We start from the raw sequence: 26,723 nt of genomic DNA on the forward strand, positions 1-26,723 counted from the left end.
TCACGGCCAGCCAGCTTGCGGCTTGCTAACAGGCTTCACCAACTCGCCTGTAAGGGACTTGCACCCTCTGGAATAATATGATACCTTTCGTATCAGGTGCCCATACTGGGCGCACACCACACCCATAAGCCAGCTACGCCGCCTTATGGCAAAGTCCGTTGAACAGAATTTTCATTGAGACAAATCACCTTTTAAATAAAGATTAGCCCGTTAACATATAGTAAATAAACACAGTGAAATTGGAAAACGAATACATCTTTAAATCTGAGAGGCTTGGGTTTCGCAATTGGATTAATAGCGATCTAGCTGAGTTCGCGAAGATAAATTCGGACCCAGAAGTGATGGAACATTTCCCGAAACCATTAACCGAACAAGAAACAGCAGCATTTATTGAGAGACTTAGAAGCCATTATGACAAACATGGATACAATTACTTCGCAACAGAAATTTTAGAAAGCGGAGAGTTAATTGGATTCATAGGTTTAGCGTTTCAAGATTACAAAACGGACTTCACGCCTGCCATTGATATTGGTTGGCGATTGAAGAAAAGTGCGTGGGGAAAAGGCTTTGCGACCGAAGGAGCAAAAAAATGTCTTGCGTTTGCGTTCAACGAGCTGAATTTAGATCAAGTCATCTCAACATGTACCGAGAAAAATTCTAAATCAGAAAACGTGATGAAAAAAATCGGGATGGAGAAAATCGGAGACTTCAACCATCCAAAACTGAGAGAATATCCAGAATATGAAAAGTGTAGCTGCTACGCGATACACAAAGACGTGTGGCAGCAATCTGGACAAGTACATAAACATATCAATAATGGACTTGAAAAAGCATAAAGAAAATGCGATAGCTTTTTATAAAATGGCATATGAAGGCAACCCCAGAAAGGCAGTAGAACTTTATGTTGGTGATAAGTACATACAGCATAATCCTGATGTTGCAGATGGGCTTTCAGGCTTCGTTGAATATTTTGAAAGAATGCAGGCGGACTACCCCGAAAAATCTATTGAATTTGTTCGATGCATAGCTGAAGATGATCTGGTCGCTCTGCATACGCATCAAATTTGGCCTAACAACGACCAATACGTGACAATGGATTTTTTCAGATTTGATGAAAATGGAAAGATCTGTGAGCATTGGGATGCAATTCAACAAATTCCGAAGAAGTCAGCCAACCCGAACACGATGTACTGATAAAATAAAATGTATCCCAGCAACATTTAAGTAAACACAGGGCAGAAATTGCTTCCATCAAATTCGGTTTGTCGCGTTTTAATTTCTCTCGTTGTAAAGTAAAGCTCAGTCAATGGCCTTACAAAGCCAACCCATTATATCCTCAATTAAACCTTCCCCTCCAAACCCACTCTAACAGGGCAGAAGCAGCTAAAGCCATGCTTCCAAAGCTATGTATTTACATCGCTATACTTGAACGTGTGAATTTTATAGGAGCTTAGCGTGTTAGAAGAGCACAAAAGCCGCTAAAACATGGGAGATAGTGCATTTTAATTTTTTAGCATTATTTTAGAGCCGGAATTGAAGCTTAAAGCTTTCCGGTATTCATTAATCTATACTTTACAACCTTAAACAACCTTCGATCAAAAACATGTCGAACTGGAAAAATCACCTCCGACTACTACTTTTCGGGGCTGCTGTGCTTTACGGCGCAGAGGCTTCCGCACAACAGAAAGCGCCGTTTATCGACAAGGCCAATATGGACCTTTCGGTGAAGCCGGGCGATGATTTTTATACTTACGCTGGCGGTGCCTGGGTTAAGAGCAACCCTGTGCCGGCCAAGGAAACCCGTTGGGGCAGCTTTAACCTGCTGCGCGAGTTCAACATCCAGGCGGTAAAAGACATTCTGGAGGAGGCTGCAGCCGACAAAAACGCAGCAGCTGGATCTGTGAACAAGCGCGTGGGCGACTTCTACGCTTCTGCCATGGACAGCGCCGCTATTGATAAACTGGGTTACAAGCCGATCAAAAAAGACCTGAAAAGAGCCGGCAAGGTAAAAAACATTCAGGGCGTGCTGAACGAAGTGGCGTACCAGCGTACTTCTGGCGTGGGCTCTCCAATGTTTGGCTTCTACGTAGGCCAGGACCGCAAGGACCCGAACACGATGATCCCGCAGTTCAGCCAGGGCGGCACCACCCTGCCAGACCGCGACTATTACCTGAAGGATGATGCGCGTAGTCAGAAAATCCAGGAAGCATACAAAACCTACATCACCAAGCTGTTCACCCTGACAGGCACTTCTGAGGCTAAGGCACAGCAGCATGCCGAGACTATCTTTAACCTGGAGAAGAAGATGGCCGAGGCGCAGATGGCGCGCGTGGAGATGCGTGACCCATACAAAACTTACAATAAATTTGCTGTTGCCGATTTCAGCAAAACCACGTCTAACATAGACTGGCAGCCACTGATGGCCAAGATGAAGGTAACCGGCGAGGATACCATCCTGGTGAACAACCCGAAGTTCTTCGCGGAACTGAACGACCTGCTAAAAGCAACGCCAATCACTGACTGGCAGACCTACCTGCAGTGGAACGTGCTGAAGCAGGCTGCGCCATACCTGAGCACACCTTTTGCAGACGCTAACTTTGCCTACACGCAGGCTCTGAGCGGACAGAAAGTACAAACGCCACGCTGGCAGCGCATGTCGCAGCTAACGGACCGTACCATTGGCGAATTGCTTGGACAGCTGTATGTGCAGAAGCATTTTAAGCCAGAGGCGAAGGCCCGTATGAATGAGATGATCGCCAACTTGATCAAGGCATACGAGATCCGCATCAACAACCTGGACTGGATGAGCGCCGAGACCAAGGAGAAAGCACTTGCCAAACTGCACGCCTTCCGTCCGAAAGTAGGATATCCTGACAAGTGGGAGACTTATGAAGGCCTGGAGATCAAGCGAAACGCTTTCTTTGCCAATGTGCGCAACTCCGGTGAGTGGGGCTACAACAAAATGGTGAGCCAACTGGGCAAGCCAGTAGACCGCGAGCGTTGGGGCATGACACCTCCGACCGTAAACGCCTACTACAGCCCGGTGATGAACGAGATCGTGTTCCCAGCAGGTATCCTGCAGTTCCCGTTCTTCGACCCGAACGCGGATGACGCGGTGAACTACGGCGGTATCGGTGCGGTTATCGGCCATGAGATATCTCACGGTTTCGACGACTCAGGCAGCCAGTACGACAAAGACGGCACGCTGCGCAACTGGTGGCAAGACGAAGACTTAGCCAAGTTCAAAGCCAAAGCAAAGTTGCTGAAGGAGCAGTATGACGCTTACACAGTACTGGACACGGTGCATGTAAACGGACAGCTGACGCTGGGCGAGAACATCGGTGACCTGGGTGGTCTGGCTGGCGCTTATGAAGCCTTCAAGATGACGGAGCAAGCCAAGTCTGGCGAGAAGATAGACGGCTTTACACCAGAGCAGCGTTTCTTCCTGTCGTGGGCGCAAGTATGGAGAGGCAATATCCTTCCAGAGGCCGCTGCCCAGCAGATCGTAACCGATCCGCACTCTCCTGGCCAGTACAGAACCGTTGGACCACTGGTGAACATGGATGCCTGGTATGAGGCGTTCAACGTACAGCCTGGCGACAAGTTGTACAAAGCTCCTGAAGAGAGAATCAGAATCTGGTAACCCGGGTCTGACACAAGTATAAAGTATGAAAAGCCGCTCTGGAAGTATAACCGGGGCGGCTTTTCTGTTTTTGTAAGTATGCCGCAAGTTTAGCGAGAGCGTAGCTTGTGGTTAAGCATGATGCCAGTTTGTAACTGGCTTTCTGCGGAGCAAGAAATAATATTGTACAGCTTTATATTTTACCGGCCACTGGCAAAGTATAGAGGATAGCCAGCGCTTTTGAACCCCTTGCTTCTCCGAAGCAAAGCAGTTACAAACTGCTGCCATCCTATGCCACAAGTTACGCTCACGCTAAACTTGCGGTATGGATGTGAGTTTTATACGTTGCCAATGCTTAGGGTATAGCCACTTATCCACCAAAACCCCGGTTGCGTTATGCACTAAAGTATGAAAAGCCTTATTTTTACAGAAAATTTTCAAAATATGAGCATAGCAAACTGGACAACAGTCAAAGAATACGAAGATATCACCTATAAAAAATCAGGTGGGGTTGCCCGAATCGCCTTTAACCGCCCGAATGTGCGCAACGCATTCCGCCCCAAAACGGTGGCGGAGCTTTTCGAGGCTTTCCTGGATGCCCGCGAGGATACGTCGATTGGCGTGGTGCTGCTTTCTGCCGAAGGCCCTTCCACCAAAGACGGGGTGTACTCTTTCTGCAGCGGCGGCGACCAGAACGCACGTGGCTTTCAGGGGTATGTGGATGAGTCCGGGATGCCGCGCCTGAACATTCTGGAGGTGCAGCGCCTGATCCGTTTCATGCCGAAGGTGGTGATTGCCGTGGTGCCGGGTTGGGCCGTTGGCGGTGGCCACTCGCTGCACGTGGTATGCGACCTGACGCTGGCCAGCAAGGAGCACGCGATCTTTAAGCAAACCGATGCCGACGTTACCAGCTTCGACGGCGGGTACGGCTCTGCCTACCTGGCTAAGATGGTGGGGCAGAAGCGCGCCCGTGAGATTTTCTTCCTGGGCAGAAATTACTCCGCACAGGAGGCCTACGACATGGGCATGGTAAACGCTGTTATTCCGCACGAAGAACTGGAGGACACGGCTTTCCAGTGGGCGCAGGAGATTCTGGCAAAGTCGCCGACCTCCATCAAAATGCTCAAGTTTGCCTTTAACCTGACCGACGACGGCATGGTTGGCCAGCAGGTGTTTGCCGGGGAGGCAACCCGCCTAGCCTACATGACCGAAGAAGCCAAGGAAGGTAGAAACGCATTCCTGGAGAAGCGCAAACCTGATTTCTCAGACATCAAATGGATTCCGTAACAGGAAACCAAGTATAAAAAAGAGGCGAACCGCAAGGCTCGCCTCTCTCTGTTTTATAAGTAACCGCACAAGCATCATTATTTTATTGTCATCCTGAAAGGATCTTGTGGGCGAACCAAATACACGATGATCATGCGCAACTACTGCTTGCCATCAAGGTTCTTTCAGAATGACAAAATAAAAGAATTCGCCACTTTCAATTTATACTTTATTAGAACCCGGCCAGGTCGATTTCATCCGTCGGTGTCATCGGCACGCGCTTGCCCATCTTTTTCTGGATCACTTTAAAATGGTGTTCCTCATCCGGTGAGATAAGGGAGATGGCTTCGCCGGAGGCCTCGGCACGACCGGTGCGACCGATGCGGTGCACATAGTCTTTGGGGGAGCGGGGGAGTTCGTAGTTAATCACATGGGGCAGGAACTTGATATCGATGCCGCGAGAGGCCAGGTCGGTGGCCACCAGCACACGCACCTTGCCCGCCTTAAACTGGCGCAGCGCCTCGGTTCTGGCGCCCTGGCTTTTGTCTCCGTGGAAAGCGGCTGCCTCGATGCCGTTTTTCACCAGCTTGGCCGCCACGTTGTTGGCCGTCCGGATAGAGGAGGCGAACACCAGCACCTGCTGCATGTTGCCCTGCGTGATGAGGTAGCGCAGCAACGGTCCTTTGCGCTCGGCGGCCACCTGGTAGACTATCTGGTTGATTAACTCAGGCACAACAGCCTCTTCCTCAATCTTTATCTTTACCGGGTTGTGCAGGATATCGGCCACTATAAATGCGACCTCCTCGTGCAGCGTGGCCGAGAAAAGCACATTCTGGCGCTTGGAGGGTAGCAGGGCGAAGATCTTCTCCATCTCCTCTCTAAAGCCGAGGTTCAGCATCTTGTCGGCTTCGTCCAGCACTAGTACCTCTACCTGCGAGAGCTGCACTGCCTTATGTTCCACCAAGTCGATAAGCCGGCCGGGCGTGGCGATGAGGACATCAGTGCCATGCAGTTTCATCATCTGCGGGTTAATGGACACGCCTCCGTACACCGCCATGGATTTTACCTGGCGCGGAAGGGCTGTTGCAAAGGAGCGGAGCACCTCATCCACTTGCACCGCCAACTCCCGGGTAGGCACCAGCACCAGTACAGGCACAGCACGGTCAGAAGAAGGAGATCTGCGCTGCAGCATCTCTAGGATTGGCAGCACGTAACTGGCCGTTTTACCCGAGCCGGTTTGCGCCAGTCCAAGTATATCCTTGCCTTGCAGCATGGCCGGTATGGCCTCTTTCTGGATAGGGTATGGCTTGGTGTACTGTTGGTTTTCTACAGCTCTAACCAGCGGTGCCGATAGGCCAAGGGATAAAAAGGACATGAGAAGTTGCTTTAAGTAATGCGTAAAGCAAAGGTACGATATATTATTCGCATCAGGATGAAGGAGGGTTCGGAGGCTAAACGCTTATCTGGAATTTTATTGTCGGGGTTAATAATACTTGCTCTTCCCTAAAAACAGGGGGAGGGAGTATCCAACCACCCCCAGTCCCTCGGAGTTACGCTCGCTAGTTTTGAACTCGCGTTCTCGGTAGTCCAAGGAGGGCAGCCTGTAATTGCTTTGGCTAAAGTATAAGTTGCGTGGCTGCTGCCGTTATATGGACAACCCGGGACCTGTTCCTAGAAGGTGTAAACCCACCCCTGCCCCTCCCGAGAGGGGAATTTCGGCAGGCGATTGTCAACCCCCTGTCCCCTTCGAAGGGGGACTTAGTTCCTGTTGCATCAGCGGTGGCTATTGGAAAATGATTCCAGTCTTTCCGTTGAGCGCCTTTGGAGTTTTTCCGGTGCCCGTGAGGGCATTGCGACGCAGGAGCAAAGGAAAAGCTCCCAGCGCGATGCGGGAAGACAAGCCCTCCCGGGCTGGAGGGAGCCAAGGCTGGAGATGAAACTGTAGGTTGTAAGACTGAGGGTAAGCAGAAGCTAGAAAGGATAGCTTGGTTCAAGCTACAGAAAGCAGTAGCTATGGAAGTATAAAGTATGGCTCACGCAAATTAGGAAATCCGCGGCAGACAGGTTATGGACAGGGATGTCCGGAACAGCGGGAGCGACAAGTATAAAGTATGGCTACAGTTGCGTTACAAACTCAACATCGTAAAAAAGACACACGTCTGAAGACCTGCGCCAGAAAGGGCAAGAGGAAAGTATAAATTGGCAAGTATATGTACGCGGCTGAACGACTGCATAACGATTGTGCCGACAAATCAACTCGACTCAAGTATAAACACACTTCATGGGGTTTTATACATTACGTAACCTTCAATGGCTTAACTTCCATCTCCTCTACCGGCCACTTTGCCAGTTTTGCACCCGCCTGGTAGGCGCTTTCCAGGAAGTCGAGCAGGGCCTGCCGTGGATTTTCCAGTTGGCGTAACTCTTCATAGTTAAGTATGGCCATAGGGCTTCCGTTGGAGTCTACCCAGGTGGCCTGCCTGGGCTGCAAGGGCTCTTTATCCAGGCCCTCCGGCGAGGGGAAAGTATAAGCGTAGAATGCCGGATACCGTACCTGGTCGTCGCCGGGCCAGAAGCCGAAGCTGATCACCTCATGCGAGTAAGCGTCTTGTTCCACCACGCTCGCCTCCGGGTTAACGGGCACCTTTCTGCCTGAGAAACGCGTAACCGTCAGGTCCATGTGGTGCCAGTAAAGCTGCACAGGGCAGGTTTTGCCGTAAAAGCGCCCGCTGAACTCCTGCAGCACCTGGTCTACGGTTACCAGCACGCGCCAGTAACGGTGCACCTGCTCCGGGTGGTAGGTAGCGTGGGTATGATCCTGGGCAAAAGGGACGGTACTTTTGTTGTCGTATGGCTTTGCCAGTATGTCCACATGCACACCCAGTACTTCCAGCGCCTTCATCACCTGGGCGTAAAACTCAGCCACGCTCAGGCCATCCTGCAGGGATATGCTTTCAGAGGCGCCGGTGCTGGTGTGCAGGTGCAGCTGGTGGTCAATAAAATCAAACGCACACTCTAAAGTATAAAACTTATAGGGCATCGGGCCTGTGGCCAAACCGCGGTTGGTTACGTACAGGGTTACGTTCCACCAGTGGTTGCGGCGCGGCATCAGTTTTAGCCTGATCTTGCCAATTACCTGTATATATAAGTGAAGTGTGTCTTTAGTGTGTTCCCACTCCTCTAAAGGCAGCGCCGGAAACTCGTCTAAAACAGGTGGGGTGGTAGGGGCAGATGACATACAATATTACGTTGGTTGCCTTGGTTGTACGTGGGTATTTGGCCCGGGGTACAGTCGGGAACCCGCCACAAGATAATTTTTAACCGGAATATGAGGGATAACCTATACTTTATCCTTATATTTTGGAGTTGTGAATACAATTGGCTCCTGTTGCCTTCCGGCTACCCAGGAGCTCGCATAAACAGAGAAAGCATGCTTATCAGTAAGGTTTCTGACCAGATAAAGAAAAGTAAATACATTAGCCGCGACCTGAGTTGGCTGCGGTTCAACTACCGTGTGCTGGACCAGGCGCGCGACCCCGGCAAAAGCCTCTTTGACAGGTTGAAGTTTATGGCCATCACCTCGTCTAACCTGGATGAGTTTTTCATGATTCGGGTGGGCAGTTTGTACAATTACCTCGATTATGGCAAGGAGCGTACCGACTACTCCGGCCTGCGCGAATTGCCCTTCCGCAAGAAACTGCTCGACTACGCCCATCGCTTTGTAAACGACCAGTACCTGACCTTTAACAACGAACTGAAGCCGCTTTTCCATAAGAGTGGTTTTGATATACTAAAGGTGAGCGAGCTGACCGAGATAGAGCAGAAGAAGGCCGATTCATACTTTAAGAACACGATTTACCCGCTCCTCACGCCCATGGTGTTCGACAACTACCATGGCTTTCCGCTGCTGATGAACCAACTGCTGACCTTTGGCGTGGTAACCCGCACCACCGACGAGGGCAAGCCGCAGGACCGCGTAACCTTCGTGCAGATTCCGCAGAACCTGGCGCGCTTTTACGAGATCAACCGTAAGGACAAGATCATATTTGTGCCGATCGAGGAGATCATTCGCTGGAAGATCAAAAAGCTGTTCCGAAACGTGGACATCGTATCGGTGAACCTGTTCCGCATTACGCGCAACGGTGACTTTACCCTGGAGGAGTCGGATGACCTGGAGGCGGACTTTGTGCAGGAAATTAAGGCTAAGCTCAAGACGCGTAAGAAAGGCCGTGTGGTGCGCCTGGAGGTGGAGCGTAACCCGTCGCAGTTCATGATGAAGATCCTGAAGGAGCGCTGGATCATAGATAATGCCAACGTCTTCACCATCAACAGCCTGCTGGATTTACGTGCCTTGTGGCAGGTCGTGAACCACCGCCAGTTTAAGGACAGGGGTTTTAAACAGCCTGGTTCCATACCTCCTCTGAGCCTGCCGAGCGATGGTGTGGACCTGTTTGAGTACCTGAAGGAGCACGATGTGCTGCTGCACCATCCGTACAACAGCATGGAGCCGGTGGTAAACCTGCTGGAGCGTGCCGCCGAAGACCCCTCTGTATTGGGTATCAAGCAAACTATTTACCGTTTAGCCGATCAGAGTCGGGTAACTGCAGCACTGCTGAAGGCGGCCGAGAACGGCAAGCACGTATCGGTGTTGTTTGAGGTGAAAGCCCGTTTTGACGAGGAGCGTAACCTGCGCGAGGGAGAGCGTTTGGAGAAAGCCGGTTGTTTCGTGATCTACGGCATCAGCAAGTATAAAACGCACACCAAGATGATGATGATCATCCGCAAGGAAGGCGAGAAGGTGACGCGTTATGTACACATCGGCAGCGGTAACTATAACGAGCAGACGGCGCGACTTTATACCGATGTGAGCTTGTTGACGACCAACGAGATCTATGCCCACGACGTTTCGGAGTTCTTTAATGTAATTACCGGCCACTCGCGCCCGAACGAGTACAAATACCTGATGACCTCCCCGAAAGGGATGCGCCACCAGTTAATGGAACTTATCCGGCACGAGGCCCGAAATGCAAAAAAAGGGCTAAAGAGCGGTATTGTGGTGAAAATCAACTCATTGGAAGACCGGGAGATTATAGATGAACTGTACAAGGCCTCTAAGGCGGGTGTACCGATCAAACTGATCGTGCGGGGCATCTGCTGCCTGCGCCCGGGCCGGGAGGACCTGAGCGAGAACATTACCGTGAAAAGTATAGTAGGCGAGTACCTGGAGCACTCACGCCTTTACTACTTCCACAACAATGGCGACCCGAAAGTATACAGTGGCAGTGCCGATATGATGGTACGCAGCTTCGACCGCCGTATTGAGGCCCTTTTCCTGATAGCCAACGCGGAGCTGAAGCGTGAGGCCATCAACATCCTGTACTATAACCTGCTGGATAACCAGAACTCCTACATTATGCGGGAGGACGGAACGTACATTAAGCGCCGCACAGGAGCCAGTGAGGAGGTAGTAGATATACATAAACTGTTCTACAACAAGGCCTGTAGCACAGAGCAGGTAGAGTTGGTCTGATTCATTTATCAGTTACCAGTTATCAATAATCAGAAAAGTTTATACTTAACCTGAAAACTAAAACCGGCTGCAGTCCTTCTGATGAAGAAAGCTGCAGCCGGTTTCGCTTTATTGATAACTGGTAATTGATAAATGGTAACTGACTTAGCTGATGCGGGTGATGACGAAGCGCTCCGGGTGATAGCGCTCGTACAGGGAGTGCAGCATGCCGTCTTTCAGGCCTACAGCCGGCACGATCATACTTTCCAGTTTGGCCCACTTCATGGCAGAGAGGTAAATTTCGGAGGCAGGTACAATTACATCGGCACGGTCGGGGTTCAGGAGCAGATCCGTGATGCGTTGCTCCATACTTAGGCTGGCTACGTAAGCGGCTACCTCCTCGATCTGCTTCCGAAAAATGGGTTTACCACCCGATTTACCCGCTATCTCATAAATCTTATTGATGTTTCCGCCTGTACCTATGGCGCGGGAAAGGTGGTACTTTTTGGCATTGGCCTCGATCCACATTCGCATGCTATTCCAAAGCTCTTCGGAGTCGCGGCCGTGCATGTGCCGGATGGAGCCCTGCTCAAACGATTGCGAGGCGACCTTTTCGCGGTTAACGTAGATGTTGAATTCGGTGCTGCCGCCGCCTACGTCAATGTGCAGGTAATTGCGCTCATCCAGGAAATTGTAGATCACCTTGTTAATAAGGTCAGCCTCTGTTTCGCCGTCTATCACCTGTATGTCTAAGCCTACTTCCTGCTTTACCCGCTCAATAATCTCTGGGGCATTGTAGGCGCTCCGCATGGCAGATGTGGCACAGATCATATGGTGGTTCACACCGTGTACATCCAGCAGCAGCTCGAAGGCCTTGAGCAGCTTTATAAACTTCTCAATCTTCAGGTCGCTGATGTAGCCGGTGTTAAACACGTCTTCGCCAAAGCGGATGGCGTAGCGTATATATTCCACTTTTTTAAAAAATACTCTCTCGTTCTGATTCAGCACTGTGGAGATCTGGCATCTCACCGCATTCGACCCGATATCTATGGCAGCTAACTTCAAAGGCAACAAGTGTTTGGTTCTTCTCAAAGGTAAATATAAGAAATATCAGGCACTGTGAGAGTATGGGGCGGGAGTTATCTCTAGTTCCAAAACGGTTTTTCCGCTTATACTTTATAGCTGCTGCTGGCTCTTGGTTTATATTTCATTTGGCTATCCTTTCTGGCTTCCGCTTATCTTCGGTTCATACTTTTCCAGGCTTCCCTTTCTGGCGCAAGTCTTCAGACGTGTGTCTTTTTATGATGTTGCGTTTGTAACGCAACTGTAGCCATACCTTATACTTTGGGTATTCTCATACTCCCGCTGTTCCGGACATCCCTTTCCGGAACTCACTCTGCCGCGGATTTCCTAATTTGCGTGAGCCATACTTTATGCTTTCTTAGCCGCTGCTTTGTGTCATTTATACTTTGGCTATACTTATTAGCTGCAGTTCATCCGCAGTCTTACATACCTATTGTTTCATCTTCAGCCTTGGCTCCCTCCAGCCCGGGAGGGCTCGTCTTCCCGCATCGCGCGGTGTTCCCTCCTGCGCCAGGGCGCTGCCCTTCGGGCACCGGATCTCACAAGGCGCTCAACGGAAAGACTGGGGTTAGTTTTCGATAGCCATCGCCATACCACTTGAACCGGACTCCCTCTCCTGTTTTGGGGGTAGGGGCCCTTGAGAAAAGGAGAGGGCTGGGGAGAGGTATGATTCCTCTCCTCTGGACTAACCAAAACGGGAGTTTTGAGCTAGCGAGCGTAGCTCTAGGGTTGGGTTTACACCTCCTCACAGACAGGGCGCGACCTGTCCGCGCTGCACCATTATGCAACTTATACTTTGGCCAAAGCAATTACAGGTTCCCCTCCTTAGCCAAGGAGGGGCAGGGGTGGTTTGATTATACTGCTGATGCAACTTAATTCCCCTCCTCGGAGGGGCTAGGGGTGGGTTTATACTTCTGAGAATACCAGCAATTATAAGACTATATTAAAGCCAAAGCAGTCATAGGCAGAGGCAGTTAGACCCGGTGCGGCATAAGCTCCATCCCTCTCTGTTTATACAGAAGCAGACCTACCGCAGACTCACCGTCAGTTGCGGGTTTATCCAGCCGAGTTCCCCGGCATAGTTCCGCATAAAATCAAAACCCCGGTAACTGCCCAGTATGGCGATGCTGGTTCCGGCCGGAAGGCTGACTTTTGTGGCGGCGCTGGGGTGTGCGTGGTCCAGCAGCTTGGTGTCGGAGGCAAGTTTTTCATACTTTACCGGTTTGGCTGCAGGCTCTACCACACTGCTGGCAATATAGGCCTCTTCGCCATCGGGCAACGCGACGCGGTACCAGGTGGAGGTGCCGCCATAAACCTGAAGCGGCGTGTGCTGCGGCAGCGAGCGGTATACGCCCGATTTTATACTTGGCTGCAGCCGCACGTTGGCGATGCGGCTTGCTACCCGTACCCAGTTACCTACCAATTCACCGTCGATCTTTACAGCAGGAACAGGTTCCGCCGACTGGTGTACATATGGGTAAGGGTTGGTAGCGCCCTGGCCGTAGCGGTAAATGCCAAAGTGCAGGTGCGGGCCGGTGGTGCGGGCATTGCCGGTGTTCCCGATCAACCCCAGCGTATCACCGGCCTGTACGTGCTGCCCCACCTGTACCAACTGGCTATCGAGGTGGGCATAGTATAAACTTTGCCTGCGGCTGATGTCGGAGAGCCACACTACCTTGCCGCCACGTGGCGTAGTGGCCACTTGCCTTACAATACCATCTGTGGCGGCAAGGGCGGGCGTACCGCGTTTGGCAAAAACATCTATGCCCTCGTGGCTGCGGGCGCCGGCATCGCGTGGGTCGCCCCAGATGCTGGCAATGTGGCGGCTCCCTTTGCCTGCTACCGGAAAAGCAAGTATGGGCTCGGCCTGTATGGTTACCGTATACTGTCCGCCTCGCAACAGCTCCGGCTGCACCCGAAGTATATGCTGCCAGTCACCTACCACCTCATAAGCTAAAGTAGTGGCGGTGGTATCGGCGGCGGCTACATGGCTGGGCTTGCCGTTTTCATCCTCAAATAGGTCCAGAAACACCTGCAGCTGCTCGCGTGCTTGCACCTCCAGGTTCACGACCAGGCGCTGGCCGCGCTGGGCAGGTATGCGGTAACCTAGCGCGCGGGGCTTATCAGGGGCAAAATATCCCGTTTCCTTAAAAGGCAGTGTGATGGTGATGGAGTCCTGCAGGGCCTGTTCACTGGCTTGTAGCCATTCCTTGCCCAAGGCGGTTTCGTGCAGGTTGGCATCTTTTAATTTAGCGGCATACTTCTCGTGGGGCGTCTGGTTTTTAAACACGCCGCGCAAGGTTTGCTGCTGGCTGCAACTGGCTAGCAGTAGTATGGTTAAAGTATAAAAAAGTAAGCTGATATACCTGGTTCTTTTAGAAATCATATAGGAAGTTTGTCTCGGAGTATGTTAAACATGGAACAGGGCAAAAATGGTGCCTTTTAAATATTATAAAGCTGGTGATGAATGCTTTAATGTTGTTGTAATGCATTGCGGCTGAGAATGTAAGTATGCCCGGCTGTAAACCGTAGGCGCAGCTGTCCGTAAAATCAAGAAGTATAAAATTATGAAGAGATGAGAAAACCGAGATGGAGATACATGCGCCGTAAGCTGAGCCGCAAGCTGCTGCCTCTGTTTGCGCCGCTTATACTAACCCCACTGGCCACACCTGTAAACCCAAGTGCAGCCATGCCGCACCCAGACCCAGCCACGCTGAAACGAAAGATGACCAATATCAGGCTCATGCGTTTTAACCAGGTAGCTTATAACCTGTACAGCAACATGAAGCTGCAGGACGCCGGGCTTCGGTTTGATGTGTTTAACAAAGCGCTTACAGGCTACTTTAATATGCGGCATAACAACGAGGTGTCGGGTAAGCCATATATCACCATTGTGGATTTTACAAAGTCCTCGAACGAGAAACGGCTTTGGGTGGTGGATGTCGAGAAGAAAGAACTGCTGTATAACACCTACGTGTCGCATGGCCGTAACTCGGGTAATGAGTTTGCCCGGGAGTTTTCCAACGAGAACAAGTCCTTTATGAGTAGCATTGGCTTTTACGTGACGGAGGGTACCTACACGGGCAAACATGGCCTCTCGCTAAAGCTGAACGGTCTGGACGAAGGCTTCAACACCAACGCTAAGGAGCGTTACATTGTGATGCACGGTGCCGAGTACGCTTCCGAAGCGTTTATAAAGCAGGCAGGGCGCTTAGGTCGTAGCCTGGGATGCCCCGCCATACCGATGGAAGACCATGAAGAAATTATCGGTACTGTAAAAGGTGGCACTGCCATGTACATACATGCCGGCCAGGACGAGTATACATCGCAGTACCTGGACCACGTTACGGCAATGACCGAACTTGTAAAAGAAAATAAACTAGATGCGCCGTTGCCTACGCAGGGCTAAGCGCACGCCATTTTATACTACAGCCAATACTAGGGTGCTGCAGCTCCGGCACAGGCTGTCCTGAGAGTAGGGCATCCAGTGCAAGGTTAAGGTCTTTGCCGGTTACAGATACTTTGTTGCCGGGCCGGGTCTCATCAAACTGGCCATGGTAGGCCAGCCGCAGATTACTGTCATACACATAAAACTCCGGAGTGCACACGGCCTGGTAGTTACGGGCTATTTGCTGGGTATGGTCGTAGAGGTAAGGGAAGGGGAACTGCATTTGCAGCGCAAGCTCTTTCATGTGCTGCGGCCCGTCCTGCGGGTGCAGTGTGGCGTCGTTGGCATTAATCGCGACAAAGCTGACACCTTTGATCTTGTACTTTCCGGCCAGCTGCACCAACTCCGGTAGAATATGCTTTACATAAGGGCAGTGGTTGCAGATAAACATGATAACCGTGGCTTTTGTAGAGGCCATATCCTGCAGCGTCACGATCTTATCAGAAACCGTATCAAGGAGGGCGAAGTTGTGGGCCCGGGAGCCAAGGGCAATCTGGGTGCTTTGCTGTGCCATAGTTTTGGTTCGTTAGAGGTTGAATCTGCGGAGCCGTCTGCTGCCGTGCTGTGCTACTAAGATAAGCTTTTGCCAGTAGATAACAAACAGTATGTAAGGAGATTAGGGTGGCGGTAAAGTATGGGGACTTCCCAAAGTATAAGCTAAATACAAAAAGCCGTGGCCGGCAAACCTACAGGAATACCGGCCACGGCTTTTTGTATTTGGTAAAGTATAAAATCTGCTGCAGAAGAAGCGCTTAATTTACTTCAGCTTCTCCTTAAAGAAATCAACCGTGCGGTTCCAGGCAAGGGTTGCTGCCTCTTTGTCGTAACGCGGGGTGGTATCGTTGTGGAAGCCGTGGTTGGTGTTGGGGTACAGGTAGGCGGTGAATTCTTTATCGTGCGCCTTCAGCGCCTTTTCATACTCGGGCCAACCGGCATTTACGCGCTCATCATGCTCGGCGTAGTGCAGCAGCAGCGGAGCATGTATCTTTGGAACATCCTCAGTGGCTGGCTGACCTCCGTAAAACGGAACGGCCGCCGCCAACTCCGGAATGCGAACGGCCATCATGTTGGCTATCCAGCCGCCGAAGCAGAAGCCTACCACACCCACTTTGCCGTTGCAGTGCTCGTGCTTTTTCAGGTAATCGTGAGCGGCTATAAAGTCCTCCAGCATCTCGTTTCTGTCGCGCTTGCTTTGCAGTTCACGCCCCTCATCGTCGGTGCCGGGGTAGCCGCCGAGCGGCGTGAGGGCATCCGGGGCAATGGAGATAAAACCGGCTAGCGCGGCTCTTCTGGCCACATCCTCAATGTGCGGGTTCAGGCCCCTGTTTTCGTGCACCACCACCACGCCGCCGAGCTTTCCTGTTGCATCTGCCGGCATACTTAGCAAGGCCTTTATCTTGCCGCCACCTTTCGGCGACTGGTAATAAATGTACTCCGATTTAATGCGTGGATCGTCAGCTTTCACCTGCACAGCACCCTGGTAGTCGGGCATCAGGAAGCTCATGAGCGAGCCCACCGTAAGGCCACCCACAGCATAAATCGATAGCTTCTGCACAAAATCGCGCCTGTTAATGCGGCTGTGCGCGTAATCATCGTAAAGGTCAAACACTTCCTGTTTGATGTCTGATTTTTTGATTTCTTCCATGGTGGTTTTGTGGTTTACGTAACGTTACTCGTGTATGCCTTGTGCGAGGCCATCAGCCGAAGCACAGGGTATAAACTGTGTTGGGCTAAATAGTTTTATTCTCCAAGGCGGGTTACTAGGTGCCAAAATTTCTTACCGTTTGGCAAGAGGAACTCAACATAACGGCTCCCATACAACCCTTTTACTCTTTTCATTCTTAACCTTTTTCTGACTTCTTCGCCAGTGGCTTTGTCTACGACCATGAATTTCCCGTCATGAATCAAGTCGGCTCCGACATAATATAGCTCTGATAGGGCTTTCTTGTGCTCGTTCACAAAATTGGGGTTACCATGGATGCTTTTCCTTTCTTCATCTGTGTAGTCATTCCACCAGTCCACTAACTTTGTATCTCCAGATGCATTCACCACTTCCAACAGGTTATCATGATGCTGGTCTATGCGAACGCCCAACTTGTTATAAGGTATAGCATACTTCCTGACATCGGCTTTCTTGAAGTATAGAGTGGCAAAGCGCTTCTCTACAATCAGTACGTCTTCATTGACAGTGTCGATGGTGATTGGTTCTAACCTTTTTTGCTTAATCTTATAATAGTCAACTTGAGAGTAAGCTGTTGTCTGAATTAGAATCAGCAAAAACAATATTAGTCTAATTACTCCCATTCTATACTTTGTTATTAAGCTCAACGAAATGGTCTAGCAGACGCTTTGGCTTGTCAGGCTTGCGAGGGTGTTTGCTAGGGTGTGTTGGCCGGGGTTGTTTTTCCCTTTTTCCCCCCGGCACTGCGTTGTAAAAACAAGGGAAAAGCAACCCGGATGGTTGGGTTATTTTCTCCTTTTAAACTCCTTCTCAAGTGGCGCTTTAGCCGGCGGCAATGCCGTTAATGCAGTATTGGCGACGTTGCCAGAGGCGTCAGGCTCCGGGGTGGCCACCATCAAAAGAAAAACCAATCCTATCATTGGCCTCTCTATTGCCGGGCAACCCTCTGTAAAAGAGCCACCTGCCGAAGTTATGCTCTTGACTTTGTCATTTCCCAACCATAACTTCGCCCGCTCAAAGTCTTGCCTGGACGCTCCCGTCCGAAAGCCAGCTTTCTCCCGGCTTCGCCCAGGCAAGACTTCCAGTCAGAAACGCCATTTCTTCCTTTGGCTCTTTTTCTGATCGTTGCCCCGCTTTAGTGGCCTTTGATGCCGCCCAGCCCTAAAAAAGCCTGAAAGACACGCCACTTTAAAACCTGAAAATAATCCCAATCACGGCCAAATAAACGTAAACATACACTTATCTGCACTATGTGCTAAGTTGAGCTAGTACAACTCTACCTATAAAACATAGTACCAAAGCAATATGCAATAAATCCAACACACATAAAAAAGTATGGCCGTTGCTCAGCTATGCTTTTTCATGTTTATCCCTCTTTTTCAGGTTCCTGCCAACGGCCATAGCAGGTGGCCATTTCCTTTAGCTCTTTTACACGCCCTTCGGTGAATTGCCCGGGTTGCAGGCGCCATTCCCAGTTGCCGGAGCCGGTAGAGGGCTTGTTCATAATGTGCTCCTGGCCCAGCCCAAGTACATCCTGCATCGGCAGTACAGCCAATTGCGAAACGGAACTGTAAGCCAGCCAGTTCATGATGCGGTGCACGTTGTCCTGGTTCACGCGGTGGGTGCAATACTCCCGCAGGCGGCGCCTGTCTGCTCGGGAGGCATCGTTCGTAAACCAGCCAAGCACGGTGTTGTTGTCGTGGGTGCCGGTGTATACAATGCTGTTTTTTATGTGATGGTGCGGGGCGTAAATATTCTGCGGGAGATCCTCGCCAAAGGCAAAAAGCAGCACGCGCATGCCCGGCAGTTTAAACTTGTCCATCAGGTCGCGCACGGGTTGGTCTATCTCGCCCAGGTCCTCGGCCACGATCGGCAGCTCCTTAAACTCCTGCTGCACTACTTTTAGGAAAGGTGCTCCGGGCGTTTTCACCCATCTGCCATTAATAGCGGTCTCCTCCCCGGCAGGTACCTCCCAGTAGGCGGAGAAAGCCCGGAAATGGTCGAGGCGGAGCAGGCCGAAAAGCTGTAGGTTGTGCTCGATGCGGTGCAGCCACCAGTCGAAGTTGCGCTCTTTCAGTACCTGCCAGTCAAATACCGGCGTGCCCCAGAGCTGGCCTGTTTCGCTGAAATAGTCCGGCGGCACACCTGACACGGCTGTGGGTTTGCCATCGCGGTCCAGTTTAAAAATGTCGGGGTGGCTCCAGACGTCGGCACTGTCGTGGCTCACGTAAAAGGGCATATCGCCAAAGAAAAGGATGTCTTTGCTGTTGCAGTACTCCTTTAGCCGCTGCCACTGGCGGTAAAACAGGAACTGCAGAAACATCTCAAACTCTATCTGCTCGCTCAGCTTTTCGGCCAGCTGCTCCACAGCCTGCCCATCGCGCCACTTTATCTCCTCAGGCCAATCGGTCCAGCTTTTATGCCTAAAGTGCTGGTTAAACGCCGCGAAGTGGGCATAATCCTGCAGCCACAATTTATGCACCTTCTGAAAGTTTGTGAAATCCTTCCAGAGCACATCCGGCAGCTCCTCGCTGAAGTTTTTGTAGGCCTTGCGCAGCAGCTTGAGTTTATACTTGCTCACCTTCTCAAAATCCACACGGGCATCGTCAAACTGCTCTTTATGCTGCAGGTCTTTCTGGTGCAGCAGGCCATCGTGCACCAGCTCCTCGGGGCTGATGAGCAGGGGGTTTCCGGCAAAGGCGGAGTGGCTGCTGTAGGGCGAATTACCATAGCTGATTTCGGTGGGGTTTAGCGGTAGGATTTGCCAGTACCGCTGCCCCGCCTGCTCTAGCTGATCTGCAAACGTATAGGCCTCTGGCCCCAGGTCGCCGATACCGAAGCGGGAGGGGAGGGAGGTAATGTGGAGCAGGATGCCTGCGCTGCGTTTAGGTACGATCATAGTAGAGTTAGAGAGTTTAGGAGTTAGAAAGTTAGAAAGTTGTAGAGGCGCCATACGTTGCGCTTTAACCGAAAATAACCAGTAACGAACAACTAATAACCAATAACCAACAACTAACCTCCGGCAGTTAACAAGGCCACCGGAAACGTTTTAAATACTTCTGCTACGGGTAGGGCAGGGGATGCGTTTACCGTGCCTTTGCCCAACACCTGCTGCCACGCCTGCGGCGCTTTATCGGGCAAAAGGATAATAGTGTCCTGCCATACCTCGTGGCCCAGCGGCTGGTCGTGGCTACCCACCAAGCTTACTAGTTGCAGCGGCACGGCCACCAGCACCCACTGCCCCTGGTGGTGGCGGGCAAAGGCCAGCAAGTGCTCCTTTTTCGGCCCCTGCACCTGCAGCGGCATGTACTCGCTCCTGGCAAAAAGTGTCTGTAGCTCTCTGCGGGTGGTGAGGGCTTTGTGCAGCAGGTATAGTTTTACTTTCCCGTTTTCAGGGTGATGTAGCAGGGCTTCGTGCAGCTTTTCTATACTTTGCTCCTCGGCTTGCTGTAGTTCCTGCAGGTAGCGGCGGTGCATGTCGTAGTCTACGGGGCGGCGGTTGTCGGGGTCTACCAGGCTCAGGTCCCACAGCTCGGTGCCCTGGTACACATCCGGCACGCCGGGGCAAGTAAGTTTCAGCAGCGTCTGACCAAGGGAGTAGAGCCAGCCGTAGTGCGCCACCTTCAGGAAGAACGGTTGGAAGGAGTGCATGAAATCCTCGTCGTGCAAGAGCAGTTGGGGCACCAGGTCTTTCATCGCCTGCTCATATTGCTCGTTCGGCGCCGACCAGTCCGAGTTGTTCTTGGCCTCGCGCAGGGCTTTCTCCAGGTACTCCTGCACCCGCTTCACCAGCGTATCATCCATCTCTTCATTTAGCGGCATCACACCCAGCAGTGTCTGCAGCAGGAAGTATAAATCGTTCTCCACCGGCTTGGAAGTATACTTTCTGCTGATCTCCAGCCAGTGCTGCGCCTTCTGCTCCCACTCTTCAGCCAGCTCGGTCAGCACGTTCAGGCGCAGGCGCGCGTCCTCGCCGCGCTTGGTGTCGTGGGTGGCGGTGGCGTTGATGGAGTGCGGATAGGTGCGCTGCCGGTACTGCATGCGCTCATGGAAGTCCTGTGGCTCCAGGTAGAAGATGTCCGGGCTGTTGCCCACCTCGTTGAGCGAAATCAGGCGGTTATAGTTGTAGAAAGTGGTATCCTCCACGCCCTTGGCTGCCAATGGGCCGGTAAACTGCTGGCTGCGCATCACAAAGTATAACTTGTGGTGCTGCGACTCCTCTGTGTCTTCGGGTGTTACGGTAAAGAGCGTGTGCAGGTGCTGCAGCTGTTCTTTCAGTTGAGGAGCTTGTTTGTGTGCTTCTTCAAAAGCGGCATTTACCACCTTCATCTCCTCCTTGTTGATAGGTAAATTGTTGCTGTAGATGCAGTACACCGGCCAGGCGGCCAGCATAACAGCCAGCGCCTGTCGCCACTGCTCCTCCGGCTCCAAAGGTATCAACTGGCGCTCCTGCAACAGGCGCAGCAGGTTTTCCAGCTCACCCTGCATGTAGTTGGTCAGGATAAACATTTTCTTGTCGAACACCAGTTGCTCGTAATCTGTGGCGGCACCGGGCACCAGGCGGCTATAGGTTTGGGTGATCTGTTCGCGGGCATTTTGGTAAGTATACAGGTTGCTGACCCAGGCCAGGAAGTCGTAGCCGCTGTTGCCCTGTATGGGCCAGTTCTCGGGTAGGTGCTCTTCCCCCTCCAGTATCTTCTCCACCACCACATACTGCTCCGGACCGGCCAGCCGGCGCAGGCGCTTCAGGTAGGTGGTCGGGTCAAAAAGGCCGTCTACGTGGTCTACGCGCAGCCCCTGCACCAACTCCTGGTCGCAGAGCATTTTGATGAACTGGTGGTACTGCTCGAACACCTCGGGGTGCTCCATACGCAGGCAGATCAGGTCATTGATGGTGAAAAAGCGGCGGTAGTTTATCTGTTTCTCCGTTTCCTGCCAGTGGCAAAGTATAAAATGCTGTTTCTGCAGCAGCTTCCGCAGCTTCTTGTCTTTGCCGTTTATACTTTGCAGAACCTGCTCCAAGGCCTGCCGCAGCGCCACCGATCGAAAGATTTTCTTCTTAAAGTTACCCCAGGCAGCCGGGTTTATACTTTCCTCCTGCTCGTGCAGCGCCAGCTCCTTGAGGCTTTGCGCTGCCTGCGGCGTCACCTCCGGGTTGCCCGATACCTGCAGCGCCTCCTCCAGCAACGTGCGGTAACTCGAAACGCTGACCGGGTACATGTTATCGTAATAATTCAGGCTGATGCCCTTCTCGCTCAGTTTCAGCTCCAGTTGGTTCTGCTCCAGCACCTTTTCCAGCGGCTCCCCCAGGAAAGGCACCATCACTTGCCCGTTAAAATCAGGATGGTGAAAATCGATGTCGAAGAAAGTATAAAAGTGCGACTGCGGTCCTTTCTCCAGTACGTCCATCAGCCATACATTGTCCGGGTGGAAAGCCATGTGGTTGGGCACGATGTCCTGCAGCCAGCCCATACTCCGCTGCTTCAGCTCCAGTGAGATCTCCTGCAGCTCCTTCTGGGTGCCTACTTCAGGGTTTACGTCGTAGGGGGCGGTAACATCGTAGCCGTGCTCACTGCCGGGGCGGGCACAGAAAAAAGGGGCCGAGTAGATGGTGCTGATGCCCAGCTCGTGCAGGTACGGGATAATTTGCTTTATGTCGCTCAGCTTAAACTTAGGGGATGTCTGCACCCGGTAGGTGGCCGATGGGATATAGGTCATATTATACTTTCAGGTTGAGGTTTTGGTAAAGCTTTTCGAACTTCTGGACCCAGGCAGCGGCTTCTTTGTCGCCTTGCTCACTTCGCTTTCTCAGGTCGAGGTAACCGTCCTGCTGCATCTGGAAGGCAATGTTCTGGGCCTGCCAGTAGTCTGTTTCAAGCTTAGAGCCACCCACTACTTCCAGCAGTTCTATCAGCAGGTCCATGGTGGCGGTGTCCTGCGGGTGCTCCTGTATCTTTTTCATCATCAGGTCCACGCGCTGCGACAGGGCAAATTCCAGGTCCTCGTAGGTCAGGGTCACCTTCATGCGCTTCCCTTCCTCCAGCAGGCGCTTTATCTCCTGCGGACTCGGCTCCTCTGATGCAAGCTCGCGCATCAGGCGTGTGTTCACAATGTAGTCTACAGTGGTTTGCAGCGGGCGCGGCATCTGCATGCCAATGGTCATAATGGCCGAAATGAGGGAGTAGTTGTTGTCGTAGAGCTGCTGGAAATCGTTCTCCAGGCCTTCCATGGTTTGTGCCAGCACCTGGTCCAGTATCTTCTTCTGGTCATCCTTAAACAAGTGCCAGAAAGAGTAGTTGTGAGACACAAAATGCTTGTCGAGCAGCATGATTACCTCGCTTACGTAGCCGCGCTCAAAAGCTGACTTTAGCTCCTCACGCAGCCGGTCATACTCCTCATGGCTCATAAACTCCCGCACGCCGCCAAAAAGCTGGTGGTCGCCGAGGTGCAGCACACTGTAAGTGATGGTGATCTCCTCCCAGGTGACTCTGCTTTTAATGTTGGCGCGGCCCATGGCAAGACGCTGTCGGCCGGCTTGTATTATGTCATACTCTTCGGAGGCGGCGGTATAGCTGTAAAGCTCTAGTACTTCGGTAAAATCCTTGAAAAGAGAGGACACGGCATAATGGGCACCCACGCGGAGCAAATCGATCATGGTAGGCTTCACGATACGCTGGTATGTTGCGCCGGCATCGCCACGGTCTTTGTAATTGCTTTTGGCTTTGCTGAGGCGCTCTATAAACTCAGGCTCCAGGTCATGGCTGCCCAGGTCGTGGGCCAGCTGGAGTGCCCTTGCGGCATACAGAATATCCTGCACGGTCTCGATACCTGTCACCTCATCAAAAAACCAACCGCAGCTGGTGTAGATCAGCAGAGTATGGTACTGCATCTCCATCAGCTTCAGGAAACGCACCTGCTCTTCTTTTGTGAGCTGGCGCAATGTATGGTTTTTTATAAAGGCGGCTACGTTTTCCTCAGACCGGTCCATAATCACTTGGATATAGTCGTTGCGGGTAATCCACGGGTCGGCCCCGAGCTTAAGCATTTCCTGCTCGTACAGCGGCGTAACCTGCTCAACCAGCCAGTCAAAGGCCTCCCGCACGGGCTTGCGCCACTCCTGGTTCCAGGAGGGATGGCCGCCGGTGTTACAGCCGCAGTTGCTGCGCCAGCGCTCCACGCCGTGCGCACAGCTCCAGGAACTGGGCTCTATGACCTGGGCCTCATACTTTGGTGGATGCTTGACCATGTACTCGCCATACACGGTAACCTGCGCCAGCTTCTCTTCCTGTAAGTGGTTGAGGGCATAGGAGAGCGCCATCTCGCCGAAGCGGTGGTGGTGGCCGTAGGTTTCGCCGTCGGTGGCGATGTGCATCAGCTGCGGCTCTTTGGTATGCTCCTCAAATGTGCTGCTAAGGCGGTTGGCAAAATCCTCGCCGCGTTCCAGCAAGCCCTCAAAAGCGATCCCCTGCGAAACCGGACCATCATAGAAGAACAGTACGATCTCCTTGCCCGACGGCAGCTTGCAGAGGTATGGGCGGCGCGGGTTAATGTTGGCTCCCACGGCGTCTGTCCATTCCTTATCCCCGATCTTGCGGTAGGCCTTGGCCTGGTACGGCGACAGGATGGTGAACTTGATGCCATGCTCGGCCAGCACCTCCAGGGTGGGGGTATCGGCGGCGGTCTCGGCCAGCCACATACCTTCCGGGTCGCGGCCGAAGCGTTTCTTAAAGTCATAGATGCCCCAGATCACCTGTGTGTGCTTGTCGCGCTCGTTGGCCAGCGGCATGATGATGTGGTTGTATACCTGCGCGATGGCTGAGCCGTGGCCGGAGAAGCGTTTCATACTTTGCTTGTCGGCATCCAGAATGGCCTGGTACGTATCCGGGTCTTTTTTCTGCATCCACTCCAGCAGGGTGGGGCCAAAGTTAAAACTGATATAGCTGTAGTTGTTGATGATATCCACGATGTTCCCGCTTCCGTTAAGTATGCGCGAGGCAGAGTTTCGGGCATAGCACTCATCGGAGATCCGCTCGTTCCAGTCGTGGTAGGGCGCCGCAGATTCCTGTAATTCTACTTCATTTAGCCAGGGGTTCTCGCGAGGGGGCTGGTAAAAGTGCCCGTGTATGCAGATATACTTGTTCATGCGCTATTGTTGTTGAAGTATGAGAACGGACTTTGGAGGCAAAACAACCGCTGCCTTCTGCTCCATCATATCAGGAAGTTCGCTGCCCGGCCCGCCCCATTCCGCTGCTGCCGAATGAAGTATGGTTTTCCAGCTGCCGATGTTCTCTTCGGGTTGTGCCAGGTTTATACTTTGAGGAGAGTCGTGGAGGTTGAAGAGGCAGTACAGGTACGGCTCCCTGGTTTGGTGAATAAGGTGGAGCACCATGTTGTGGTCATCCAGGCGAGCCGACACTTTGTCCTTGTCAGGTTTGGATAAGGCTGCCGAGTTTTTGCGCAGCTGAAGCAGGCGTTTATAGTACTCTCGTAACTGGTTTTGCTGTGTATTGGAAGTATAGCTTCGGCTGAGTTTGGAGCGGTTAAAGGTGTCCTTGCTCTGTGGGTCCGGGGCCTCGCCCTGCCAGGCAAAGGCCTTGAACTCTTCGCGGCGGCCCTTGCGCACAGCCTCTATCAGATCCTCGTCGCCGTGGCTCACAAAGTATAAAAAAGGGTTCATTTCGCCGTATTCCTCTCCCATAAACAGCATGGGCAGGTACGGCGAAAGTATAACCAGCCCGGCCAACACCTGCAGCGTCTTGAAATCCACCAGGTCGGATAGGCGCTCGCCCAGCATACGGTTGCCTACCTGGTCATGGTTCTGGGAGCAGACTACGAATTGCTCCGCTTTGTTGTGCTCGGTGCTGCTGCCAAAGGTGCGGTGGCGGTGCTCTGAGTACAGACCGTCATAAACAAAAGCTCTTTTCATAACCTTGGCCAGCTGCTCCGGTTTGCCGAAGCCCACGTAATAACCTTCCTGCTCGCCGGTTACCATGGCATGCAGCACGTGGTGGAAATCATCGCTCCACTGGGCATCCAGGCCGTAGCCGCCGCGGTCCATCGGGTTTATCAGGCGCACATCGTTCAGATCGCTTTCGGCGATAAGTATAAAGTCGCGGCCCGCCTGCTCCTCCAGTTCCTGCACATGCTCCTGCAGCTCCTGCAGAAAATGCTTGGCACCCATGTCGTAGATGGCATGTACGGCATCCAGGCGCAGCGCATCAATATGGTACTCCCGGAACCACATGAGGGCGTTTTGGAAGAAGTAATTGCGGACAGCATCGGAGTAATTGTCGTCGAAGTTGAGAGCCATGCCCCAGGGCGTTTTATACTTATCGGTAAAGTATGGGCCGAAGTCGTGGAGGTAGTTGCCTTCCGGACCCATGTGGTTGTAGACGACGTCCAGCACTACGGCCAGCCCCTGTTCGTGGCAGGCGTTTACCAGCTTCTTCAGCCCTTCGGGGCCGCCGTAGGAGTTCTGCACGGCAAAGGGCAGCACGCCATCGTAGCCCCAGTTGCGGCTCCCCGGAAACTGCGCCACCGGCATCAGTTCAATGGCCGTAACACCCAGGTCCTTCAGTTCCGGCAGGCGCTCCATAATCCCCTCAAAAGTACCCTCCGTGGTGAAAGTGCCCACATGCAGTTCGTAGATGATGTATTGGTGCAGCGGCAGGTTCTTCCATTTTTTATCGGTCCAGGAAAAGGAGGTGTGGTCTAGTACAGCAGAGGCTTTGTGCACGCCATCAGGCTGAAAGTGTGAGGCAGGGTCCGGGCGCTCTGTTTCCTCATCCAGCATAATGGTGTAGCGGGTGCCAGGGTTTGCAAACTCGCTGAGGGCGGTCCAGTAGCCCATGGCCTCGCGCTGCAGCGGTACCTGTATCGGTTCGGGCTTGTGCAGCAGCACCTCCACATGTTTTGCTTTGGGGGCCCAAACGGTAAAAACCGTTCCTTTTTTTTCGGGGGAATAATGCGCTCCTATCTCTCTCAGTACAGCCATAAAAACGTGGTTTTTCTCAGCACTCATTAACTGAGTTTGTTGGTTTTAGGTTGTGCGTTTTGCAGGTCTGTATGTATAGCCTGGTGTTTTTTTAGTGTCTTGGCTTCATTAGCGGTGCTG

Annotated in this window: 17 protein-coding genes; 6 read left to right on the forward strand and 11 right to left on the reverse strand. The window is 52.3% G+C overall.

The features are described from left to right. Positions 1-239: 239 nt before the first annotated feature. From OO017_RS09030 to OO017_RS09045, 4 genes are all read left to right on the forward strand, one after another. Complete coding sequence (locus tag OO017_RS09030) at positions 240-836, forward strand: GNAT family N-acetyltransferase (protein WP_266052154.1); 597 nt, start codon at positions 240-242, stop codon at positions 834-836. Then, positions 817-1,194, forward strand: coding sequence for a nuclear transport factor 2 family protein (locus OO017_RS09035; RefSeq protein WP_266052155.1), 378 nt, complete (start codon positions 817-819; stop codon positions 1,192-1,194). Before OO017_RS09030 ends, OO017_RS09035 begins: the two co-directional genes overlap by 20 nt. A 409-nt stretch (positions 1,195-1,603) precedes the next feature. After that, entirely contained in the window at positions 1,604-3,643 is a 2,040-nt protein-coding gene (locus OO017_RS09040) for a M13 family metallopeptidase (RefSeq protein ID WP_439651303.1), read from the forward strand. A 423-nt stretch (positions 3,644-4,066) separates the two neighbouring features. After that, a complete protein-coding gene (locus OO017_RS09045; protein ID WP_266052156.1) occupies positions 4,067-4,909 on the forward strand; it encodes a 1,4-dihydroxy-2-naphthoyl-CoA synthase in 843 nt (280 codons plus the stop codon). A gap of 211 nt (positions 4,910-5,120) precedes the next feature. Here the strand turns inward: OO017_RS09045 and OO017_RS09050 are convergent, their stop codons facing one another. Both OO017_RS09050 and OO017_RS09055 read right to left on the reverse strand, forming a co-directional pair. Further along, positions 5,121-6,263: a DEAD/DEAH box helicase gene (locus OO017_RS09050; protein WP_266052157.1), complete on the reverse strand. Its 1,143-nt coding sequence runs from the start codon at positions 6,261-6,263 to the stop codon at positions 5,121-5,123. Positions 6,264-7,184: 921 nt separating this feature from the next. After that, on the reverse strand, positions 7,185-8,126 hold the full coding sequence (locus OO017_RS09055) for a DUF5996 family protein (protein ID WP_266052158.1): 942 nt from the start codon (positions 8,124-8,126) through the stop codon (positions 7,185-7,187). Positions 8,127-8,318: 192 nt separating this feature from the next. On the opposite strand from OO017_RS09055, the gene ppk1 reads away from it, so the two are divergent. Beyond that, positions 8,319-10,418, forward strand: a complete 2,100-nt coding sequence (gene ppk1 / locus OO017_RS09060) for a polyphosphate kinase 1 (protein WP_266052159.1) — start codon at positions 8,319-8,321, stop codon at positions 10,416-10,418. Positions 10,419-10,562: 144 nt separating this feature from the next. On the opposite strand, the gene OO017_RS09065 is transcribed toward ppk1, so the two are convergent. Both OO017_RS09065 and OO017_RS09070 read right to left on the reverse strand, forming a co-directional pair. Continuing rightward, a complete protein-coding gene (locus tag OO017_RS09065) occupies positions 10,563-11,462 on the reverse strand; it encodes a Ppx/GppA phosphatase family protein (protein WP_266052469.1) in 900 nt (299 codons plus the stop codon). A 1,045-nt stretch (positions 11,463-12,507) separates the two neighbouring features. Further along, the gene (locus tag OO017_RS09070; RefSeq protein WP_266052160.1) at positions 12,508-13,866 is read right to left on the reverse strand and encodes a M23 family metallopeptidase; all 1,359 of its coding nucleotides are present in this window, start codon (positions 13,864-13,866) and stop codon (positions 12,508-12,510) included. Between the two features lie 189 nt (positions 13,867-14,055). On the opposite strand from OO017_RS09070, the gene OO017_RS09075 reads away from it, so the two are divergent. Continuing rightward, entirely contained in the window at positions 14,056-14,889 is an 834-nt protein-coding gene (locus OO017_RS09075) for a murein L,D-transpeptidase catalytic domain family protein (RefSeq protein ID WP_266052161.1), read from the forward strand. Here OO017_RS09075 and OO017_RS09080 read toward each other — a convergent pair. From OO017_RS09080 to treZ, 7 genes are all read right to left on the reverse strand, one after another. Then, positions 14,876-15,442, reverse strand: coding sequence for a thioredoxin family protein (locus tag OO017_RS09080; RefSeq protein WP_266052162.1), 567 nt, complete (start codon positions 15,440-15,442; stop codon positions 14,876-14,878). The two genes, OO017_RS09075 and OO017_RS09080, sit on opposite strands and share 14 nt — an antisense overlap. Before the next feature lie 243 nt (positions 15,443-15,685). Next, positions 15,686-16,573 (reverse strand): dienelactone hydrolase family protein, encoded by an 888-nt coding sequence (locus tag OO017_RS09085; RefSeq protein WP_266052163.1) that lies wholly within the window; start codon positions 16,571-16,573, stop codon positions 15,686-15,688. A 95-nt stretch (positions 16,574-16,668) separates the two neighbouring features. After that, positions 16,669-17,232, reverse strand: a complete 564-nt coding sequence (locus OO017_RS09090; protein ID WP_266052164.1) for a hypothetical protein — start codon at positions 17,230-17,232, stop codon at positions 16,669-16,671. A gap of 743 nt (positions 17,233-17,975) precedes the next feature. Further along, positions 17,976-19,508, reverse strand: coding sequence for a 4-alpha-glucanotransferase (gene malQ / locus OO017_RS09095; protein WP_266052165.1), 1,533 nt, complete (start codon positions 19,506-19,508; stop codon positions 17,976-17,978). Positions 19,509-19,621: 113 nt separating this feature from the next. Further along, positions 19,622-22,327, reverse strand: a complete 2,706-nt coding sequence (gene treY / locus OO017_RS09100) for a malto-oligosyltrehalose synthase (RefSeq protein ID WP_266052166.1) — start codon at positions 22,325-22,327, stop codon at positions 19,622-19,624. A 1-nt stretch (position 22,328) separates the two neighbouring features. Next, complete coding sequence (locus tag OO017_RS09105; RefSeq protein WP_266052167.1) at positions 22,329-24,752, reverse strand: DUF3536 domain-containing protein; 2,424 nt, start codon at positions 24,750-24,752, stop codon at positions 22,329-22,331. 3 nt (positions 24,753-24,755) lie between these two features. Then, positions 24,756-26,603, reverse strand: coding sequence for a malto-oligosyltrehalose trehalohydrolase (gene treZ / locus OO017_RS09110; protein WP_266052168.1), 1,848 nt, complete (start codon positions 26,601-26,603; stop codon positions 24,756-24,758). Positions 26,604-26,723 lie beyond the last annotated feature (120 nt).

Source organism: Pontibacter anaerobius (assembly GCF_026241195.1).
In the GTDB taxonomy this organism is placed as follows: domain Bacteria; phylum Bacteroidota; class Bacteroidia; order Cytophagales; family Hymenobacteraceae; genus Pontibacter; species Pontibacter anaerobius.

What these genes read in the sequence shown, in the direction of transcription:
- OO017_RS09035 (WP_266052155.1), top strand. Translation starts at nt 817, where the DNA reads ATGGACTTGAAAAAGCATAAAGAAAATGCGATAGCTTTTTATAAAATG.
- OO017_RS09040 (WP_439651303.1), top strand. Translation starts at nt 1,604, where the DNA reads ATGTCGAACTGGAAAAATCACCTCCGACTACTACTTTTCGGGGCTGCT.
- OO017_RS09045 (WP_266052156.1), top strand. Translation starts at nt 4,067, where the DNA reads ATGAGCATAGCAAACTGGACAACAGTCAAAGAATACGAAGATATCACC.
- OO017_RS09050 (WP_266052157.1), bottom strand. Translation starts at nt 6,263, where the DNA reads ATGTCCTTTTTATCCCTTGGCCTATCGGCACCGCTGGTTAGAGCTGTA.
- OO017_RS09055 (WP_266052158.1), bottom strand. Translation starts at nt 8,126, where the DNA reads ATGTCATCTGCCCCTACCACCCCACCTGTTTTAGACGAGTTTCCGGCG.
- ppk1 (WP_266052159.1), top strand. Translation starts at nt 8,319, where the DNA reads ATGCTTATCAGTAAGGTTTCTGACCAGATAAAGAAAAGTAAATACATT.
- OO017_RS09070 (WP_266052160.1), bottom strand. Translation starts at nt 13,866, where the DNA reads ATGATTTCTAAAAGAACCAGGTATATCAGCTTACTTTTTTATACTTTA.
- OO017_RS09075 (WP_266052161.1), top strand. Translation starts at nt 14,056, where the DNA reads ATGAGAAAACCGAGATGGAGATACATGCGCCGTAAGCTGAGCCGCAAG.
- OO017_RS09080 (WP_266052162.1), bottom strand. Translation starts at nt 15,442, where the DNA reads ATGGCACAGCAAAGCACCCAGATTGCCCTTGGCTCCCGGGCCCACAAC.
- OO017_RS09085 (WP_266052163.1), bottom strand. Translation starts at nt 16,573, where the DNA reads ATGGAAGAAATCAAAAAATCAGACATCAAACAGGAAGTGTTTGACCTT.
- OO017_RS09090 (WP_266052164.1), bottom strand. Translation starts at nt 17,232, where the DNA reads ATGGGAGTAATTAGACTAATATTGTTTTTGCTGATTCTAATTCAGACA.
- malQ (WP_266052165.1), bottom strand. Translation starts at nt 19,508, where the DNA reads ATGATCGTACCTAAACGCAGCGCAGGCATCCTGCTCCACATTACCTCC.
- treY (WP_266052166.1), bottom strand. Translation starts at nt 22,327, where the DNA reads ATGACCTATATCCCATCGGCCACCTACCGGGTGCAGACATCCCCTAAG.
- OO017_RS09105 (WP_266052167.1), bottom strand. Translation starts at nt 24,752, where the DNA reads ATGAACAAGTATATCTGCATACACGGGCACTTTTACCAGCCCCCTCGC.
- treZ (WP_266052168.1), bottom strand. Translation starts at nt 26,603, where the DNA reads ATGGCTGTACTGAGAGAGATAGGAGCGCATTATTCCCCCGAAAAAAAA.